Raw genomic sequence first — 16,086 nt, 5'->3', positions numbered from 1 at the left:
TCGTTCCGCAGGCTCCACTCCTGTGACACTCATGCGGCTGCCCCCGAGTCCGTCGATCCCATGGCTGCGAACATCACCGATTCCTCGGTGGCGTGGGCGCGGTCGATCTCCGCGGCGATACGTCCTTCGCGCATGACGAGCACGCGGTCGGCCATCCCCAGAACCTCGGGCAGCTCGGATGAGATCATCACGATGGCCACTCCCTCACTCGCGAGAGTGGAAATGATCTTGTGCACTTCGGCTTTCGTCCCTACGTCGATGCCGCGGGTCGGTTCGTCGACGACGAGGACCGTCGGATCGGTGGCAAGCCACTTGGCCAGAACCACCTTCTGCTGGTTACCGCCGGACAGCGTTCCGACAGGATCGGTGATGCGCGCGAACTTCGTCTGAAGTTTCTTCGTCCACTCGTACGCGGAGCGACGCTCACGTCCACCGACGAGAAAACCGAAGCGCGCCAACGCCGCCGAGCGCGTCAGCGTCGCGTTGCGTTCGATGGACATCTCGGGAATGAGGCCCTGCTGACGCCTGTCCTCGGGAACGAGCGCGATGCCGGCGCGCATCGCAGCTTTGGGTTTACCTGCTTTCAGCACTTTGCCCCGGATTCGGACCTCGCCGGAGTCACGAGGATCGACGCCGAACACAGCCTGCATCACCTCGGACCGTCCGGCTCCGACCAGTCCGGCCAACGCGACGATCTCGCCGGCGCGGACCGAGAAGCTGACATCGGTGAACACTCCGGCGCGGGACAAGCCGTCGACCTCGAGGACTACGGCACCCGGCTCGACGTCGATCTTCGGGAACAATGCCCCGAGCTCGCGGCCGACCATCGCCTTGACGAGGTCGTCGACCGTCAGACCTGTCAGTTCACGCGTCGAGATGTGTCTTCCGTCCCGCATGACCGTGACGCGCTGACACAAGGCGAAGATCTCCTCGAAGCGGTGCGAGATGAACAGCACCGCGGCGCCGTCGGCACACAGGGAACGTGCGACCTTGAACAGTCGCTCGACCTCGTTGCCGGACAGTGCAGCCGTCGGCTCGTCCATGACGATGACCGACGCCTCGGTGGAGAGGGCCTTGGCGATTTCGACGAGCTGCTGATCGGCGATGGACAATCCGCTCGCGAGCCGCTCCGGATCCATGGGAACTCCGAGTCGCGCGAACAACGTGTCTGCCGACGCGTTCATTGCGGCCCGGTCGATCATTCCGCCGCGGCCCTTCGGCTGCGCGCCGATGTAGATGTTCTCGGCGATGGACAGGTCGGGAAAGAGTGTCGGCTCCTGATAGATGACCGCGATGCCCTTGGCCTTCGCCTCGGCGGGCGACCCGAGCGTGACGTCCTCACCGCGTACGACGAGGGTGCCTGTGTCGGGGTGTGCACCCCGCCAGCATCTTGACGATCGTCGATTTACCCGCGCCGTTCTCGCCCACCAAGGCATGCGCTTCGCCCGGGTACAGGGGGAACGACACCCCGGCCACGGCGGACACTGCGCCGAAGGATTTGGTCACGTTCCGAACCTCCAACAATGGAGTGGACTCCGTGCCACCCCCGCCGGGTGTCGTCGAGACGCTCATCAAAGGACCTCCCGGTCGGATCGAACTCGCCTCGATTGAAACGGTTCATTTTGTCCCTAAAAGCTAGAAGTGACAGGGGACACAAGTCAACCCCGTGACTCACATCACCCACCTGCGTTATCGAATCGTTATCCAGACGAGTTCGCCCGCCGATTGGCGCTGACCGACCGCGGCGTGGTCGACAGACTGCACGAACGGTCATACTCGGGCACCCGACACGCTGCACGGGTAGGCATCCAGTCCGCGCCGGTTGCGCATCGCGCACTGAACCGATTCAATAAAGTAGATCGCCTAGAAGCCGCGGTGGCATACTTCTTTCGGGGTGAGCGAGGACGAGGGGAGGGCGTGCAGCGATGGCAGCAAGCATGCGTGAGGTCGCGGCCCTGGCGGGTGTGTCCATGGGCACGATCAGCAATGTCCTCAACCGGCCCGACATGGTCTCCGAAGCAACGAGAGAACGCGTCGAAGCCGCGATCGCCCAGCTCGGATTCGTTCGAAACGACGCGGCCCGCCAACTGCGTGCAGGCCAATCCCGAATGCTTGCCGTTGTCGTCCTCGATGCGAGGAACCCGTTCTTCCTCGACGTCGCGGCAGGTGCGGAGTCCGTCGCGGACGCACACGACCTGCTGATGGTTCTCGTCGGCAGCGGCGAATCCGAGGAGCGAGAGAACCGTCAACTCCGATTGCTGATGGAACAACGAGTACAGGGAATTCTGCTCAGTCCCGTGGGCGAGAACATTCCCATGCTCGACAAGCTGGACCGTCAGGGCACACCGGTGGTGCTGCTCGATCGCGGATCGCGCACACCCGGCCGATCCTCGGTCGCCGTCGACGACATCGGTGGAGGGCGGCTCGCAGCCCGTCACCTGATGGATCTCGGGCACCGCAATCTCGTGTACGTCGGCGGCCCCGAAAGCATCCGTCAGGTCCGCGATCGGCGCGCGGGCGCACTCGACGCCGTCGCCGAGTCGGCGAGCACACGAATGTCGACGATCTGGTCGGAGTCGCTCACCATCGAGGCAGGCGCGAAAGCCGCAGGCCGTATCCTCGACATGTCCGACCAGCCCCCGACCGGCGCAGTGTGCGCCAATGATCTTCTGGCCCTTGGCGTTTTGCAGGAGTACATTCAGCGCGGACTGCGGGTGCCCGATGATCTCGCCATCGTGGGATACGACGACATCGATTACGCAGCCGGCGCGGCGGTTCCGCTCACCTCGGTGGCGCAGCCGAGAGCCGAGCTCGGCCACGCGGCCGCAGAATTACTGCTGGAACAGGTGAACAATCAGAGCGGCAACGAGTTCCGTCAGCTGACGTTCACCCCGTCACTCGTCGTACGTGGGTCGACCGATCACGGCTGGAGAGGCGCGAGCGCGTAGAACCCTTCGATGTGTTCGCGCACGAGTGTGGCAGCGCGGACGCCTTGGCCGGCGCGAACGGCGTCGACGATTCCGCGATGCTCACACCTCAGGTTGACCGCGACCACATCCCAATCATCGAGTGCAGGTACCGCTTCCATCACATATCCGTGTATCGCGTCACGGAGCGAGGTCATCATTGCCTCGACGAGGACGTTTCCCGCAAGACCGGCGAGCCGCACGTGCAGTTCGGCGTCGAGACGGTGGAACTGCTCGGGCGGCAAGCCGAGATCATCCATCCGATCGAGCAACGCATCGACGGCAGTGAGATCGGCCGAACGGCCCGCGGCCTCGGCTAACGCCCAGGATTCCAGCAGAACACGGGTCTGCACCACGTCGGGAATCGGTAAGAACCGGGTCGCCATGTGCAGGCGCAAGGCGGATCCGATCGACGTCGCTGGGTCGGCCATGACGTATGCGCCTGCATCCGGGCCCGAGCCGACCGCAGTCCGCACCACTCCCATCGCCTCCAGCACCCTGATTGCCTCACGGATGGAGGAGCGGCCGACACCCAGTTCCTCCGCCAGCGCGCGCTCGGACGGCAAACGGTCGCCTACGCCAATTTTTCCCGAGGCCAGGTCCTGCTCGATCCGGCTCAGAACCACCTCGTGCGCGCGCATCGCATCAGCGTAGAGGAGGCCCACCACGCCGGTTCGCCGTCGCGACGTCAATTGTGTGAATAAGTCTGTGGCGGGTATCTCCGCATCGTAGTAACCACGAAGGGACGCGATCATGGCAGAGAAGAAGAAGAACGCGCCGGGCCCGCGCTGGATCAAGACGGCCCAGAACCGCACAGCAGTCGTCATGTTGATGTCGGGAATCGTTGCAGCAGGTCTGTTCATCACCGCCCTCGCAGGCGGATTCGAAGGTTGGGTGTGGATCGCCGCTGCAGCGACGATCATTCTGTTGGGCGGTGGCTTCTTCTTCCTGCGTGCAGGAGCGCTCCGTGCCGTGGAACCGCAGCCGATCGTCTACCACCCCGACTCGCCCGATGTCGTCCTCGACGTCGACCGCGAGACCGGGGACCGCACGCTCCACCGGGATTGAGGACATGAGCCCCAGCGCGGAAGGACTGCTCGAGGTCGCGCTCGACCAAGCGCGTCTCGGTGCAGAAGAGGGTGGCATACCCATCGGTGCCGCGCTGTTCAGGTCGGACGGCTCTCTGCTCGGTGCGGGCCGCAACCGCCGGATTCAATTCGGCGACCCCTCCGCACACGGCGAAACCGACGCCTTCCGCGCCGCGGGCCGCCAGCGCGACTATCGATCCACGATCATGGTCACTACGTTGTCGCCGTGCTGGTACTGCAGTGGATTGGTACGCCAGTTCAACATCGGCGGCTTGATCGTGGGTGAGAACGTGACGTTCGACGGCGGCCACGAGTGGCTGCGCGAACACCGCGTCGACGTCACGGTTCTCCGAAATCAGGACTGCATCGACCTGATGACGGACTTCATCGCCCGCGAGCCGGAGGTGTGGAACGAGGACATCGGTTACTGACGACCCGCCGATACCTTCATCCGCACGTTCCCGAGGATGCGCCCGGAAATCAGAACTCCGAGCCTTCTGGTTGCCATTCGCGTGCTGATCGACGAGACCCAGTTGGCAACGCCGGATACGACGCTGGGCGGCGGACTCTTGCGATCCAACGCCGAGAACGACGCCGCGACAACCTGTTCGGCAGTCTGCATTCGCCCGACAGCCGCGTCCTCGGTGCCCACCACGTCGAAGAACTCCGTCTTCGTCGGGCCGGGGCATACTGCGAGAACGGTCAGCTCGGTGCCGCGCGCTTCGAACCACAGCGCTTCGGTGAAGTTCAGCACGAAGGCCTTGGTCGCGCCGTAGACGGCCATCCCCGGCGTCGGCTGGAATGCGGCAGTGCTGGCAATATTGACCAGCGCGCCGTGTCCCGCGAGAAGATCGGGCATGAAGGCGCGCGAAATCTCAGCCAGCGAGCCGACATTGAGCTGAATCTCGCCGATCATGCGCGTCGGGTCGGCTTCCGAGAACGCACCATGGGACCCGTAGCCTGCATTGTTGACGACGGAACCGACGGTGATCCCTCGGTCGTCGAGATCGGCTTTCAATCGAGCGCCGACGCCGGGAACGGACAAATCTTCCGGGAGGACGGTCACCTCGACCGAGTGCGTCGACCGTATCTCTGCCGCAAGCGTTTCCAGCCTGTCGGCTCGCCGGGCGACGAGAACCAGATTCGCGCCCCGCGCGGCAAATCGGCGGGCGAATTCGACGCCGAGCCCTGCGCTGGCTCCGGTGACGAGAACGGTTGTGTTTCGAACTTCCAGCGCCATGATGACTCCTCGATCGACTTGGGTAGTCACGAATGTAGGCAGTGACACCATAGTTGTCAATGACAACATTGCGATACGCTCCTCGCATGCCCGTCGACGAACAGCCGTACCACCACGGCAACCTGCGTCAGGTCCTGCTCGAGCAGGCCGAATCGATGTTGACGGACGTCGGGGCGGACGGCCTGTCTCTCCGTCAGCTCGCCCGTCAGGCAGGCGTCAGTCATGCCGCGCCCAGCCGTCACTTTCGCGACAAACAGGCCCTCCTCGACGCGTTGGCGGAATCCGGTTTCCTGAAGATGACCTCGGCGATGACACGGGCCGTCACCGAACCTGCAGCACCACGGCGTCGCCTCGCCGCGTTGGCCGAGGCGTACGTTCGGTTCGCGCTCGACCATCGCGAACTTCTGTCCCTGATGTACAGCACCAAGCACGCCCCCGGAGCGACGGAACAGCTCCTCACCGCAGGGCAGTCCGCCATGGACCTGACGGTATCGGTGATCACCGACGCGCAAGCCGCAGGCGAGATCTCCACGGGCGATCCGTCAACCATTGCACTGGTTGCCTTTTCGACCTTCCACGGAATCGCGACGTTGGCCGCCGGACAGATGCTCGACGGCGCGTCCGTGGACGACGTCGTCGCCGCCGCGTCGGACCTCCTGTGGGCCGGACTTACGTCGTAGCCGCGACGAGATCAGTTGGGCTTGTCTTAACATTCGAACATGCAGTGGTGTACTGTTCAACAAACAGAGTGACACAGCACACATGACGGCCGCACACCGACCCGTCCCGAACGTGGAAGGACACACCCATATGTCCGCATCCAGCTCAGCCGCATCCAACCCGCCCGAGCTCACCCCAGCGCTGGCGAAGCGGGTTCATCGGCATCATGTCGTCATCATCGGCTCCGGGTTCGGTGGGCTGTTCGCGGCCAAACAGCTGCGCAAGGCCAACGTCGACGTCACTCTGATCGCGAAGACCACCCACCACCTGTTCCAACCGTTGCTGTACCAGGTGGCCACCGGCATCCTCTCCGAAGGAGAAATCGCGCCCTCGACGCGCATGATCCTCAAGGACCAGGACAACGCGTCGGTCATCCTCGGTGACGTGAACTCCATCGACTTGGAGTCCAAGACCGTCACCTCCCAGTTCCTCGAACGAGTCACCGAGACCGGCTACGACAGCCTCATCGTCGCGGCAGGCGCAGGCCAGTCGTACTTCGGCAACGACCACTTCGCCGAATACGCACCGGGCATGAAAACCATCGACGACGCCCTCGAACTACGCGGCCGCATCATCGGTGCGTTCGATCAGGCCGAACTCGCCACCGACCAGGCCGAAGTAGAGCGTCTACTCACCTTCGTCGTCGTCGGCGCAGGACCCACCGGCGTCGAAATGGCCGGTCAGATCGCCGAACTCGCAAACAAGACACTCGACGGCGCCTTCCGCCACATCGACAGTCGCAGCGCCAAGATCATCCTCCTCGACGCCGCACCCAAGGTGCTGCCGCCCTTCGCCGACTCCCTCGGCCAGGCCGCAGCCAAGCGCCTGACGAAGATGGGCGTCGACATCCAGCTCGGCGCGATGGTCACCGACCTCGACGCCGACGGGCTGACCGTCAAGGATTCCGATGGAACCATCCGCCGCATCGCCTCCCGCACCAAGGTTTGGTCCGCAGGTGTAGCCGCGAGCCCACTCGGCAAGACCCTCGCCGAGCAGTCCGGCGCCGAGATCGACCGCGCCGGGCGCGTGCTCGTCGAAAAAGATCTTTCACTCCCAGGACATCCCGAGGTGTTCGTCGTCGGCGACATGATGTCCCTCGACAAGCTTCCTGGTGTCGCTCAGGTCGCGATCCAGGGTGGCCGCTACGCGGCACGCGTCATCTCCGACGGCGTCGAAGCGGTGCGTGCGGGCAAGAGCGTGCCCGAACGCACACCGTTCAAGTACTTCGACAAGGGCTCGATGGCCACGGTCTCGCGGTTCTCCGCCGTCGCCCAGGTCGGGCCGGTCAAGATCACCGGCTTCATCGCCTGGGTCATGTGGCTGCTGGTGCACCTGCTCTACATCGTCGGCTTCCGCAGCCGGCTCACCACCGTGATCTCCTGGCTGACCGCGTTCTTCTCACGAAGCCGCGGCCAACTCGCCATCACCGAGCAACAAGTCGACGCGCGTCGAGCAATGGTCTATTTCACGGCAGAACCCGTCGCGGCGCCCGACGTCACTGCACCGGAACCAGAATCCGCCACGCGCCCACTGCAAGAGAGCCGAGCGTAACGAGCAAGAACAGGCCGACCCAGACAATGCCGGGCAGAAACGTCAGACGAGCCAACTGATCGGCGTCGGAGTCGCGTGCCCGTCCCATACTGCGTGAACGCTGCAGTTCGAGGACGGGACGCGGGCCTGCGATCAGCAGAAAGAACGTCAGGAAATACGCGGCGGCGACCTGCTGCTCGCCGGTTCCCCACCAGGAGACCACGAAGAGCGCGGCACCGACGGTGACCAGGGACAACAGGCCGTAGATATTTCGAATCATCAGCAGCATCAACGCAATCGACACAATCCCGATCCACAGCACCGCTGATGCGTGCTGCGTACCGAGCACCAGCGCCGCACCCAGGCCCAGCAGCGACGGCCCGACGTACCCGGCGAACGTCATCGCGATGACGCCCAGTCCCGTCGGCTTGCCCTTGGAGATTGCGACGCCCGAGGTGTCCGAGTGCAGCCGCAGGCCCATCAGTTGCCGACCGGTGATCAGCGCGACGAACAGGTGCGCGCCCTCGTGTGCGATCGTCACGACGTTGCGCGCGATCCTCCACGTCTGCGGAATCAGCACGATCGCCAACGCCACCAGAGCTGCTACTTGGACGATCCAGACGGGCGGATCAGGACTGACCGCGGAAATGCGGTCCCAGAATTCGGTCACTCCTCATTATGCGTGAGGCGGCTCCGCCGCCAGTGGCGCGGTTAAGTGCCGCCCGGGGCAGTTAACCGTGCCACTACTGCAACGCCGCCTACACCGGCCTCAGGAGCGACCTGCGCCGCGGCGGGAGTGGTTCTGGCGTCTTGTCCGCCAGCAGCCTCAGTGCACGCCTGATCTCGAGCCTGGTCTGCGACGGCTCGATGACCGCGTCGATGTATCCACGCTCGGCCGCGGTGTACGGCGTTGCGACGAACTCGTTGTAGAAGTCGATGAACTCCTGGCGCACCCGAGGCCCGTCCTCGCCTGCAGCCGCGATTTCACGACGCCTGAGCAATCCGACGGCTCCCTCGGCGCCCATGACCGCGATGCGCGCGGTCGGCCACGCGAAGTTGAGATCTGCACCGAGATTCTTCGAACCCATCACCGCGTAGCCGCCACCGTAGGCCTTGCGTATCACCACGGTCACCTTGGGAACTGTCGATTCGATCACCGCTGCAAGAAGTTTCGCGCCGCGGTAGATCACTCCCGCCCGCTCCTGTTCCAGGCCGGGGAGGTAACCGGGAATGTCTACGAGAAAGACGATCGGGATGGCATAGGCGTCGCAGATGTAGATGAACCGCGCGGCCTTCTCCGAACTCGCGATGTCCAGAGCGCCGGAAAGATACGTCGGTTGATTCGCGACGACACCGACGGTCCGGCCGTCGACCCGGGTGAATGCGGTGATCACGTTGGGCGCATACAACGCGCCGATCTCGTGAAATTCGCCGTCGTCGAACACCTTCATCATGATGTCGTGCATGTCGTACGCGGTGTTGTCCGAGTCGGGAAGGAACGAATCGAGACTCATGTCCGTGTCCGTCACCGTCGGTTCGAGACCCGGATTAACCAGCGGTGCGGTCTCGTGGCAATTGCTGGGCAGGTAACCCAGCAACGTCTTGACCCAGGCGAACGCGTCCGGTTCGGAATCGGCGACGTGATGCACCGTTCCGTAGCTTGCCTGTTGCTTCGCTCCGCCAAGATCCTCTGCCGAGATATCCTCGCCAGTAACGGCTTTCAAAATGTCCGGTCCGGTGACGAACATGTACGCCTGATCCTGAACCGCGACGATGAAGTCGGTGCACGCAGGCGAATACGCCGCGCCGCCGGCACATTTGCCGAGCATGATGGAAATCTGCGGGGCAAGCCCGGACAGCAGGCGCTGACGGCGACCGATCTCCGAATAGAACGCCAGGGACGTCACCGCGTCCTGGACTCGGGCACCGCCCGAATCGTTGATGCCGATGATCGGACACGCCGTCTTCGCTGCCAGTTCCATCATCGCAACGACTTTGCGCCCGAACATCTCTCCGAGCGAGCCACCGAACACGGTGTTGTCGTGCGAGTACACCACCACTGGCCTGCCGGCGACGGTGCCGCGGCCGGTGACGACACCGTCACCGTACGGATTGGCGTCGCTACCCGGTGCTCGCATCAGGGCGCCGTACTCGATGAAGCTACCCGGATCCAACAAGGCATCGATCCGGTCACGTGGGCTCGGCAGCCCGGCGGCGGTGCGCTTGGCGATTGCCCGCTCACTGCCGGGATTCATTGCCTCCTCGAGCTTCTCGTGCAGGGAGACAAGCTTCTCGGCAGTGGTACTCACAATCGAACTCCGTTGCTGAAGGGAAAGGGCGCTGCGCGCATGTGATCGGAAATACATACCCCTCTATGTATTTCCGTTCACATGCGACGGAGTCGCCTACGACGCCTGACGCTGCGCTTTCGCGGCTTCACGTGCGAGGGACCGGTCACGCATCTCTTCGAACTTGGTGGCCTGCTTCTCCAGGTCTTCGAGGAACGCGGCTAGTTCTTCGCGCTTGTTCTCGCCTCGACCGGTGAAATCCTCGCGCTCGAACACGCGCCACTTGCGCAGCACCGGCCAGATGACCTCTTCGAGGTGCTGACGCAGGTCGTAGATGCCGTGCTTGGCCATCAACACACCGTTGCGCCGGAAGTTCGGCATCCCCGCTCCCGGCATCTGGAAGTTGGTGACGATGTCCGAGACAGCATTGAGCGTCTGGTCGGGAGCGATGTCCATCGCAGCCCCACAGATATTGCGATAGAAGATCATGTGCAGGTTCTCGTCCGCCGCGATGCGCTGAAGCATCCGGTCGGCGATGGGGTCGTCGCACACCTTGCCGGTGTTGCGGTGCGACACACGGGTCGCGAGTTCCTGGAACGTCACGTACGACACCGAATGCAATAGCCCCGTATGCGAACCGGCGGGCGATGCGAACCCGTTGGTCATGTGGATCATGCGCGCTTCTTCGAGCGCGACGGGATCGACGCCGCGGGTGACGACGAGGTAGTCGCGCATGACGATGCCGTGACGGTTCTCCTCGGCGGTCCACCGGCCGACCCAGGTGCCCCAGGCACCGTCCTGGGAGAAGTTCTCCGCGATCTCGCGGTGGTACGACGGCAAATTGTCCTCGGTGAGGAGGTTCGTGACCATCGCAGCCTGTGCCACATCGGACAGCTTGCTCTGCTCCGGGTCGTAATCGACGCCACCGAGCTCGGCGAACGAGCGACCCGCGTCCCACGGCACGTAGTCGTGCGGGTGCCATTCCTTTGCCATCGACAGGTGCCGGTTCACGTTGTCTTCCGCGACCGGAACCAGCTCACGCAGCAGCTCCAGCTGTGTCAGTTCCCTGACCATGGACATGCCTCCTCGAATCGAATACCTACGAAAGCGTAGGTCCGCTCGACCGGTCTGCAGAGGCGCTGCCGAATATTCTGTTAGATGTAGCAACCTCGGTGTACGGCCCTTTGGGGGCGTTCACATTCCTACGGCACCCCTGGCCTGCGCGACGGAGTGGTGCCAATCCGCGAGAAGCGTCAGCAACGCAGCGACGAGGGGCAGCGGCTGATCCAACATCACGTGATGACCGGCAAGAGGAATCTCGATCACCGGTGCCGATCGCCCGAACAGCTCGTACATGTCCGAAGCCACCTCCTCGGTCACCAGTCCGCGTTCGGCCCGGAATACCGCCGCGCGAGGGCGAACGGCACGCAGGAGCTCCGGCGTCGGTCTGGCACTCCCGAAGATCCGTGGGTCGAACTTCCACGACCACCCTCCCTCGACCTCACGCACTGATGCGCGTGCGACGTGGTCCATGACGTACGGCAGCGAGTCCGCTTGCTCCGGAACTGTTCTGAAGCGCGAGACCGCGACATCGAGTGACGGATACACCTTGAGCGGCCCGAAAGCTCGTTTCTCGCTTGCCGCAACCTGTTCCGGAGAAAGAGATTTCAACGGAGTGTCGATGACGGCTACACCGGCGACGCGTGAATCGTCGGTCGCCGACGCCATCGCGACCCATCCACCCATGCTGTGACCGATGAGTATCGGCGGGTGAAGAAAGTTCGCGTGATCCACCGTGGCGAGGACCTCGGCCATCCACACGTCGAGCCCGTACCCGTCGCGCACGGAAGAATCGCCGTGCCCGCTCAGATCGAGCGCGACGACCCGGTAGTGGCGCGCGAGCAACGGTGCGATGTGGTCCCACCAGCCGGAGTGCGCCGCACCGCCGTGCACCAACACGATGCCAGGGGCATCCTCGTCACCCCAGGCCTTGACCCTGATCGAGGCGCCGAGCACCTCGACGTCCGTCAGCGACGGTTCGACCGCGATCGCGTCGGTGAACCACCGCGGCGGATCAAGTTGGGTCATACCTTGGGCGCCGCGACCAGTGGTACGACGGCTTCACCGGTGTACGCCAGGAAGGTCAACGACTCCTGAAAGTAGAGATCGACTGTCGTGGCGTCGTGCGAGAGGTACCCGATCGACAGGTCCTGGCCGAGGTGTAGCTCGTAGTCTCCGCCACGTGTGGTGAGCAAGAACGCGCCGTCTATCGCAGGCGCCCAGATGATCTCGCCGTCGAGTAGCCGTCGGAGGTGTTCGCGAATGGGGTAGCCGTGATCGGAGGTCTCGTTGATCGCGGTGAATGCTTCGGCGCTCAGCAGCAGCGAGTACGGTCCGTTGACGCCCGCCAGCCTCAACGCCGTGATCGCCTGGCTGATGGTCTCCGGGTACTCCCTGGGATCGGCGGGCAATTTCAGTTCGGGATTGGTTGCACTCTCCCGAAGACCGGTGATACCCGCTGCCGCGTACCCTTCGAAAATCGCGCGGTCCTCGGCGAACGCGACCAAAGTCGCGGCATCCTTGACGGGCTGCCAGTCCGAGTCGCTCGAACCCCGCTCGACATCGTCGATCGCAGACCTGCTGACGGTGAACGGAACACGAAGTTCCACCACAGGCTTGGACTGACGAGCATGTGCGATGACACCCTCGGTGATCGGCGCAATCGAACTCTGATGTCCGGTTCCGACTGCGGCGAGCGTGAGACCCGACGGTCCCTCCACGTCCACCACTCGACGGCCTGCGACGTTTCGCTTGAACGTACGCGTCGCCTCTTCTTCGATCTCGGCCCACGCAGCCGCCGAGATCGGGGCGAGATCGCGATGAAGATTACTCATTGGACTGGAACTCCCTTGCTTGACGAAATTCGAAGGCTTCCGATTCCGAGTGAACTGTCGGATGCCGGGGTGACCGGGTCTGCATTCTCGGTGAGACGCTCGGGACGCGGTGGTGGATCCTCGAAGAAATCGACTGTGGGAACGAAGAACAACGTGCCCGTGACCGCCGTCGAGAAGTCCAGAATGCGGTCGTGATCGGCGTCGTCCGTACCGAGGAACATGTTGCGCAACATCTGCTCGGTGACGGTGGGCGTCGACGAGTATCCGATGAAATACGTTCCGAACTCCTTGGACCCGACGGAGCCGAACGGCATGTTGTTGCGCAGGATCTGAAGTTGAACGCCGTTCTCGTCCTCGATGACGTTGAGCGCGAGGTGCGAGTTCGGCGGCTTCACCTCGTCGCTCATCTCGATGTCGGTCAGCTTGGTCCGACCGATCACGTTCTCCTGCTCCTCGGTCGCCAAAGAGTTCCAGGAACCCATGTCGTGCAGGTACTTCTGCACGATCACGTAGCTGCTGCCCGCGAAGTCGGGGTCACCGTCACCGACGGTGACCGCCACTGAGGCGGCGTCGCCCGACGGATTCTCGGTGCCGTCGACGAAACCCATCAGATCGCGCATCTCGAAGAACTGAAAACCCTGAACCTCGTCGACGACGGTGACCGCACCATCGAGGGCGTTCATGATCTGAGTCGCCATCTCGAACACCAGATCCTGCCGTTGGGCCCGTAGGTGAAACAGCAGATCACCCGGCGTCGACGGCGCACTGTGCGTCGCACCTTCCAGCGGAACGAACGGATGCAACTCGGCCGGCCTCGGGCCGTCGTACAGCCGATCCCATGCGTCGGAACCGACACCGACCACGCACGTCAGCTTCCCATCGGGAATCCGAAATCCCACCGACCGCTGCAGACCCTGGATGTCGGCGAGGACATCACGAACCACATCCTCGCCGCCCTCGTCGACAGTGACCACGAGAAAGATCGCCGCCGTGGTCAACGGCGAAAGCACAGGTTGTGGAGTCACGAGAATGAGTTTTACACAGCACAGGGTCCCCGTCATTGCAGGATTCGCTACCGATCACTACCCGCTGGCTGGTAACCCCGGGTCATTCCGCAGGCTCCACTCCCAGCACCAGGGGGTGGACCCGGCCCGCAGACCCACGCTCGGACCCGAGGCCCTGGGGGTCCGAGGCGCTGGCGAGTTCGATGTCCAGCGCTCCCGTCCATTCCCTCGCGACCTGGGCGTCCAGGGCAGCCAGACGCGCGTCCAAGGGTGGGTGCTGATCGGCCGGGCACGCTTCGATCAAGGTCACCAGAAGTGACCGCAGCCGACGCTGAACCTGGGTCGATCCCTTGCTGAAGTGTCGAATCTCGTCGGTGGAGATGGTGACGTAGTCGGCCCAGGTACGGCGCGTTCCGCGGATGCGCGTCAATGCCGAATCCGCCGCCTCGGCACGAACCCGGGGTGCGAGCGTCATCAACAAGTCCTCGAGGTGGTCCATGGCTTGGACCGCCCGGCCCGGGTCGTTGATCGCCGGCGACAGCGCCTTCAGTGCGATGTCGACTATCGCCTGCAACGCAGCTGCTGGACTGACCGAGGGACTGTGGGTGTCACCGAAAACAAGCGCGGCCATGAGCCGGTGCGGACGGACACGCAGCTGTGGGCCGTCCACCTCGAACAGCACCGCGTCCTGCGCGACGAACTCTCCAATGGTGGGCAATACTTCCACCGTCACGCCCCAGGATGTCGCCATCCGCTGGATGCCGGCCGTGTTGACCGCCAGCAGAATCCGTCCGTCCGGTGACAGTTGACTGAGCCTGATGGTCGCCGACGTCCCGAGCGGGCCGGGCTCTTCGACGATAGTCCGCTCCGGTGCATCGACGAGGGCTGCGGGTTCTTTCGAGGACTCGGGGTACATCCGGAAGATGGTCGTACGGCCTTGCGCGGCGATCCACCTGAGCAGTCGGGACGAGTTGAGGATCATCCCGACCCGCGCGACGAGTCCGACGAACAAGAACGCACTGACGAACGACAGCAGAATCGCAATCGCCGTCGACAGCACCGGCGACGCATCCTGGCCGGACAACGCGAGATCCGAGGCGATGACAACCGCGAACACGAACGTGGACAGGAACATTCCGATGGACCACCGCATGATGGGCTCGTGCTGCAGCATCGGCACGACCCGCACCGAAATCTGCGACGCACCGAACTGCATGGCAAGGGTGGTAGCGGTGAACACCAGGCCGGTGAGCGTGATCATCCCGCCTGCGATGACTGCCAAAAGGGTTGCGGTAGCGCCGATATCGATTCCAGGGTCGGTCGATACCGCACCATCCGAGCCCGCGATCGTATCGTCGATCTCGACGAGTACGACCGCCGACACCAACGACAGAACGACCAGAACAATCGGTAGGCGCCACACCGGTGGCCGACGTAGGCGTCGACGCGTCTGTCGCCACCGCATCGACGTGAGCAGCCGATTCGGCAGCTTTTCAGGCGCACCGACCGGGTCGGCGATCTCGGCGACCGGCGCCAGCGAGACGGGTACCCCGAATCGGCCCGACAGTGCTTCCTGGACAACGATCTTCCCCCGGACCACTGGCTCGCGGAACTTCTTCTCTCGCAGCCACGCTTTTGCTTGTTTGCTGGGCTTGTCGCGGTAGCGCCACCGTGCCCACGGTGAGTTCGGGCGGCCGAGCCTCCACGCCCCGACGATCAGCAGCGGAACGAAGAACAGCCCGACTAGCCCCGTCCACAGTTTGCCCTTGAGCAGGGTGATCGCGGCGAGTGCGAGTTGGAACGCGAGTCCGCCGAGAACGACGGCGAGAGTCACCAGCGACCTGTCCTCCTGGTAGGCGTCGAAGTCGCCCGCGAAGCCGATCGGATGAACGCCGAGCAGATACAGGCCGGTGATCGCGACGGCCACGAACACCGCGTCGATCGACGATCGGCCTTCCTCTGCCCAATAGACGTCACGCAGGTGCAGAATCAGTGCGAACTCGTCGAGCATCAGGGCACTCCCGACGCCGAAAATGCCGGCAAGAACGCAGTTCGCGACAGGGGTCTCGTAGTTCGCGATGGCGACGAGTGCGAAGCCGGAGATCAGCACCATGACCAGGCCGAACATGACGTGGTGGATGTGCATGCCGCCGGGCGTGACGTTGCCGGGCCACCAGGACACTTCGGCACGGATCATCCGAACGCTGAATCGGATGAACAGAAACGCGAGAAGAAACGACACGAGCAGAAAGAACAGCGGCAGACGGCCGTTGTCGACGACCGTCTCGGTGAACCACCTACCCATACGCAGGCCTCCTGCCCAGTTGGGCAAGCCTATCGCCGAGATGCCGCCGAC

The 16,086-nt window shown here is 63.8% G+C and carries 15 protein-coding genes and 1 pseudogene; 5 read left to right on the top strand and 11 right to left on the bottom strand.

Features of this window, described 5'->3' with window-relative positions; all coding sequences use genetic code 11:
* Positions 1–29 precede the first annotated feature (29 nt).
* Complete coding sequence (locus D8W71_RS27850; RefSeq protein ID WP_236077904.1) at positions 30–827, bottom strand: ATP-binding cassette domain-containing protein; 798 nt, start codon at positions 825–827, stop codon at positions 30–32.
* A gap of 258 nt (positions 828–1,085) precedes the next feature.
* Positions 1,086–1,572: pseudogene (locus D8W71_RS27845) on the bottom strand (ATP-binding cassette domain-containing protein); the annotation flags it as partial.
* A gap of 353 nt (positions 1,573–1,925) precedes the next feature.
* Here D8W71_RS27845 and D8W71_RS05450 point away from each other — a divergent pair.
* Positions 1,926–2,948, top strand: a complete 1,023-nt coding sequence (locus D8W71_RS05450; protein WP_121111664.1) for a LacI family DNA-binding transcriptional regulator — start codon at positions 1,926–1,928, stop codon at positions 2,946–2,948.
* Here the strand turns inward: D8W71_RS05450 and D8W71_RS05445 are convergent.
* Positions 2,921–3,607, bottom strand: coding sequence for a FadR/GntR family transcriptional regulator (locus tag D8W71_RS05445; protein WP_121118628.1), 687 nt, complete (start codon positions 3,605–3,607; stop codon positions 2,921–2,923). The genes D8W71_RS05450 and D8W71_RS05445 overlap by 28 nt on opposite strands.
* Before the next feature lie 112 nt (positions 3,608–3,719).
* On the opposite strand from D8W71_RS05445, the gene D8W71_RS05440 reads away from it, so the two are divergent.
* Positions 3,720–4,034, top strand: coding sequence for a hypothetical protein (locus tag D8W71_RS05440; protein ID WP_121111662.1), 315 nt, complete (start codon positions 3,720–3,722; stop codon positions 4,032–4,034).
* Positions 4,035–4,038: 4 nt separating this feature from the next.
* Positions 4,039–4,485, top strand: a complete 447-nt coding sequence (locus D8W71_RS05435; RefSeq protein WP_121111660.1) for a nucleoside deaminase — start codon at positions 4,039–4,041, stop codon at positions 4,483–4,485.
* Here D8W71_RS05435 and D8W71_RS05430 read toward each other — a convergent pair.
* Positions 4,479–5,294, bottom strand: a complete 816-nt coding sequence (locus D8W71_RS05430; RefSeq protein ID WP_121111658.1) for an SDR family NAD(P)-dependent oxidoreductase — start codon at positions 5,292–5,294, stop codon at positions 4,479–4,481. The two genes, D8W71_RS05435 and D8W71_RS05430, sit on opposite strands and share 7 nt — an antisense overlap.
* An 86-nt stretch (positions 5,295–5,380) precedes the next feature.
* Between D8W71_RS05430 and D8W71_RS05425 the strand changes: the two genes are divergently transcribed.
* Both D8W71_RS05425 and D8W71_RS05420 read left to right on the top strand, forming a co-directional pair.
* Complete coding sequence (locus D8W71_RS05425; protein ID WP_121118626.1) at positions 5,381–5,974, top strand: TetR/AcrR family transcriptional regulator; 594 nt, start codon at positions 5,381–5,383, stop codon at positions 5,972–5,974.
* 130 nt (positions 5,975–6,104) lie between these two features.
* Complete coding sequence (locus D8W71_RS05420) at positions 6,105–7,565, top strand: NAD(P)/FAD-dependent oxidoreductase (RefSeq protein WP_121111656.1); 1,461 nt, start codon at positions 6,105–6,107, stop codon at positions 7,563–7,565.
* Here D8W71_RS05420 and D8W71_RS05415 read toward each other — a convergent pair.
* The 7 genes from D8W71_RS05415 to D8W71_RS05385 all read right to left on the bottom strand — a co-directional run bounded on the left by D8W71_RS05415 (position 7,510) and on the right by D8W71_RS05385 (position 16,035).
* Positions 7,510–8,214 (bottom strand): M50 family metallopeptidase, encoded by a 705-nt coding sequence (locus D8W71_RS05415; RefSeq protein ID WP_121111654.1) that lies wholly within the window; start codon positions 8,212–8,214, stop codon positions 7,510–7,512. The genes D8W71_RS05420 and D8W71_RS05415 overlap by 56 nt on opposite strands.
* Positions 8,215–8,302: 88 nt before the next feature.
* The gene (locus D8W71_RS05410) at positions 8,303–9,856 is read right to left on the bottom strand and encodes an acyl-CoA carboxylase subunit beta (RefSeq protein WP_201265362.1); all 1,554 of its coding nucleotides are present in this window, start codon (positions 9,854–9,856) and stop codon (positions 8,303–8,305) included.
* A 93-nt stretch (positions 9,857–9,949) separates the two neighbouring features.
* Positions 9,950–10,906 (bottom strand): acyl-ACP desaturase, encoded by a 957-nt coding sequence (locus tag D8W71_RS05405; RefSeq protein ID WP_121118622.1) that lies wholly within the window; start codon positions 10,904–10,906, stop codon positions 9,950–9,952.
* A 120-nt stretch (positions 10,907–11,026) separates the two neighbouring features.
* The gene (locus tag D8W71_RS05400) at positions 11,027–11,920 is read right to left on the bottom strand and encodes an alpha/beta fold hydrolase (RefSeq protein ID WP_121111652.1); all 894 of its coding nucleotides are present in this window, start codon (positions 11,918–11,920) and stop codon (positions 11,027–11,029) included.
* The gene (locus tag D8W71_RS05395; protein WP_121111650.1) at positions 11,917–12,726 is read right to left on the bottom strand and encodes a family 1 encapsulin nanocompartment shell protein; all 810 of its coding nucleotides are present in this window, start codon (positions 12,724–12,726) and stop codon (positions 11,917–11,919) included. The genes D8W71_RS05400 and D8W71_RS05395 overlap by 4 nt, the downstream gene beginning before the upstream one ends.
* Positions 12,723–13,787, bottom strand: a complete 1,065-nt coding sequence (locus tag D8W71_RS05390; RefSeq protein WP_121111648.1) for a Dyp-type peroxidase — start codon at positions 13,785–13,787, stop codon at positions 12,723–12,725. The genes D8W71_RS05395 and D8W71_RS05390 overlap by 4 nt, the downstream gene beginning before the upstream one ends.
* Before the next feature lie 46 nt (positions 13,788–13,833).
* Positions 13,834–16,035 (bottom strand): DUF2254 family protein, encoded by a 2,202-nt coding sequence (locus D8W71_RS05385; RefSeq protein ID WP_121111646.1) that lies wholly within the window; start codon positions 16,033–16,035, stop codon positions 13,834–13,836.
* Positions 16,036–16,086 lie beyond the last annotated feature (51 nt).

The organism is Rhodococcus sp. P1Y (assembly GCF_003641205.1).
Taxonomy (GTDB): domain Bacteria; phylum Actinomycetota; class Actinomycetes; order Mycobacteriales; family Mycobacteriaceae; genus Rhodococcoides.
Note: the sequence above shows the minus strand (reverse complement) of the source record. Positions and strands in the feature narration are given on the sequence as shown.

What these genes read in the sequence shown, in the direction of transcription:
- D8W71_RS05445 (WP_121118628.1), bottom strand. Translation starts at nt 3,607, where the DNA reads ATGCGCGCGCACGAGGTGGTTCTGAGCCGGATCGAGCAGGACCTGGCC.
- D8W71_RS05385 (WP_121111646.1), bottom strand. Translation starts at nt 16,035, where the DNA reads ATGGGTAGGTGGTTCACCGAGACGGTCGTCGACAACGGCCGTCTGCCG.
- D8W71_RS05420 (WP_121111656.1), top strand. Translation starts at nt 6,105, where the DNA reads ATGTCCGCATCCAGCTCAGCCGCATCCAACCCGCCCGAGCTCACCCCA.
- D8W71_RS05395 (WP_121111650.1), bottom strand. Translation starts at nt 12,726, where the DNA reads ATGAGTAATCTTCATCGCGATCTCGCCCCGATCTCGGCGGCTGCGTGG.
- D8W71_RS05400 (WP_121111652.1), bottom strand. Translation starts at nt 11,920, where the DNA reads ATGACCCAACTTGATCCGCCGCGGTGGTTCACCGACGCGATCGCGGTC.
- D8W71_RS05405 (WP_121118622.1), bottom strand. Translation starts at nt 10,906, where the DNA reads ATGGTCAGGGAACTGACACAGCTGGAGCTGCTGCGTGAGCTGGTTCCG.
- D8W71_RS27850 (WP_236077904.1), bottom strand. Translation starts at nt 827, where the DNA reads ATGGTCGGCCGCGAGCTCGGGGCATTGTTCCCGAAGATCGACGTCGAG.
- D8W71_RS05390 (WP_121111648.1), bottom strand. Translation starts at nt 13,787, where the DNA reads ATGACGGGGACCCTGTGCTGTGTAAAACTCATTCTCGTGACTCCACAA.
- D8W71_RS05430 (WP_121111658.1), bottom strand. Translation starts at nt 5,294, where the DNA reads ATGGCGCTGGAAGTTCGAAACACAACCGTTCTCGTCACCGGAGCCAGC.
- D8W71_RS05440 (WP_121111662.1), top strand. Translation starts at nt 3,720, where the DNA reads ATGGCAGAGAAGAAGAAGAACGCGCCGGGCCCGCGCTGGATCAAGACG.
- D8W71_RS05425 (WP_121118626.1), top strand. Translation starts at nt 5,381, where the DNA reads ATGCCCGTCGACGAACAGCCGTACCACCACGGCAACCTGCGTCAGGTC.
- D8W71_RS05450 (WP_121111664.1), top strand. Translation starts at nt 1,926, where the DNA reads ATGGCAGCAAGCATGCGTGAGGTCGCGGCCCTGGCGGGTGTGTCCATG.
- D8W71_RS05435 (WP_121111660.1), top strand. Translation starts at nt 4,039, where the DNA reads ATGAGCCCCAGCGCGGAAGGACTGCTCGAGGTCGCGCTCGACCAAGCG.